Annotated in this window: 2 protein-coding genes; both read right to left on the bottom strand. The window is 30.2% G+C overall.

Annotation, left to right across the window (positions count from 1 at the left end):
* Positions 1-109 precede the first annotated feature (109 nt).
* Entirely contained in the window at positions 110-1,129 is a 1,020-nt protein-coding gene (locus ACR0QS_RS12830; protein WP_432633844.1) for a DNA-methyltransferase, read from the bottom strand.
* Positions 1,130-1,160: 31 nt separating this feature from the next.
* On the bottom strand, positions 1,161-2,360 hold the full coding sequence (locus ACR0QS_RS12825; RefSeq protein WP_432633843.1) for a PLP-dependent aminotransferase family protein: 1,200 nt from the start codon (positions 2,358-2,360) through the stop codon (positions 1,161-1,163).
* Positions 2,361-2,394 lie beyond the last annotated feature (34 nt).

Below are 2,394 nucleotides of genomic sequence, written 5' to 3'. Positions count from 1 at the left end.
TTTATATTATTTCTTAAATTGGTAGGAATGCTATCAAATTTATTACAAGATATTAATTTATCGGCATCTTTAATAGCTTTTTCTAAAATATCATTATAAACTTTATCATTCATACCAGTATTTCCATATCCATGTTTTCTATTTTGTTAAGTCGCTCCAATGAATATTCTACATACTCGTTAAAAATTTCTATGCCTATATAGAAACGGTTTAATTTTTTAGCCACGACGCATGTAGTTCCAGAACCTAAAAAAGGGTCTAATATTATCGAATTTTTTTTAGTTAAAAGTTTTATTATCTCTCCAACTATAAATTCGGGATATATAGCGGGATGCTTATTGCCTTTAATAGTTTCTACTGTGGATTCTATAATGTCTTTTTTCATTGAATTCCCATATATCTTTATAATAGTAAATCCTTTTTGTTTTATATGATTTAATCTACCGCCTGATTGTCCGCCAAATGGAAGCGCATGAATACCTCTTATTTTCATTCTAAAGCTTTCTATTTTCCCAGATTTAACTTCTGAAATAACTTTATCCAGTTCTTCATAAGCTAATTTTTTTTCCTCATTAGAAAGCATAGAATTATCTATAATATTATAATATTTTTTACCAATATTGCTGTTTTTTATGGTATTTGTTTTATTTTTAAAATTTTTATATTCAAGAAAAGAACTATTATCAAAATAATAATTCTTTGATTTGGCAAATATAAAAAAAGGCTCTGTAGCGGGAACTAATTTTTTTGTATTTTGTCTAGGAGATGGATTTATTTTTACCCAAGTCAACTCATTTATTAAGCGTATATTGTCTATTTTTTGAGCTTCTATTGCAAATCTATAAGGTATTAAATTTAAATTGCCATTTGTATATTTATCTCCAATATTAAAAACTATACTGCCAGTAGATTTTATAATTCTTTTACATTCTTTAAACACTAGTATTAATTTATTAATATATTCGTCTACGGTGTTTTCATTTCCAATGCCAATATATCCATAATCTCTTTGCTTAAAATAAGGCGGAGAAGTTATTATTAAATCAATTGAGTCATTAGGTATATTTGATAAAACTCGAATATTATCATCGCATATAATTTTATTTTTAAGTTCATCTAAAACATACATATTTTTATACAAATTAAAATAAAACAATTATCTAATAATTTTTACTCTTTCGCATATCTTCTATAACTTTACCCAATATTGAAATTCCTTTATCTATCATTTCTGGAGACGAATTTGTATAATTTAATCTGAATGTTCCTTCTCCTCTTTTCTTTTCATAGAAAGGTTCTCCTGGTGCAATGGCAACTCCGTTATCCGCCGCTTTTTTTCCGAGTTCTACCGCGTCGATTCCTTTAGGCAAAGTCACCCAAATAAACATACCGCCTTCTGGATGTGTCCAATGTATATCTTTTGCCAAATATTTATCCATAGCTTCGAGCATGCAGTCGCATTGTTTTTTATACAAATCGGTAATCGTTTTTATATGAGCGTCATAATCGTTATCGGCAAGGTATTGGCTTACAACCATTTGACTAAATATACTCGTGTGAAAATCCACAAGCTGTTTATAATGTTTCATTTTATTTATTACTTCGTCAATTCCGCATGCAATCCATCCCATTCTAAATCCCGGCGAAAAAGTTTTTGAAAAAGTTCCCATAAGTATAGCCTGTTCGCCAAGTAAACTATAGAAAGATTTTTGATGCTCGCCTCTAAATCTCAATTCTCCGTAAGGATTATCTTCGATTAAAAAAGTGTCTTTATCTTTCATTAATTCCGCTATTTTTTTTCTCGTTTCGCTCGTATAAGTTATTCCCGTAGGATTTTGAAAAGTAGGAACGGCATAAAAGAATTTATGATTATATTTATTCAAAGATTCTTTCAATTCTTCCAAATTCGCTCCGTCCTCGTTTAAACTAATCGTTCTTATATTTGGATTATAAATATGGAAAGTCTGCAAGGCAACCAAATAGGAAGGGTCCTCAACCAAAATATCGTCTCCCGAATCAACTAAAACAGAAGCGATTATATCCAAAGCCTGCTGCGAACCGTTGGTTATAAGAATATTTTTAGCGTCTATATTTACTCCCTGCAATTTATATCTGCCCGCTATAAATTCTCTTAAAGGCAAATATCCGTCCGCGTTATTATATTGCAATGCCTGAATTCCGTTATTGTCCAAAACTTTAGCGCATGCCTCTTTGATTTCTTTAACGGGAAAAGATATTGGATTTGGCAAACCTCCCGCAAACGAAATTAAATCTCCTTTCGCCGCAACATCGAGCATCATTTTTACAAACTGCCCTTGAAAATCTTCTTTTAAAGCTCTTTTCGATAATCTCACTTTCATTTTAAAACTCCTTTATTAATAAACGGTTTTTTAT

It is taken from the genome of Brachyspira sp. (genome assembly GCF_050873525.1).
In the GTDB taxonomy this organism is placed as follows: Bacteria; Spirochaetota; Brachyspiria; order Brachyspirales; family Brachyspiraceae; genus Brachyspira.
The sequence above is the reverse complement of the archived record's forward strand: the minus strand, read 5'-3'. Positions and strand labels throughout refer to the sequence as shown.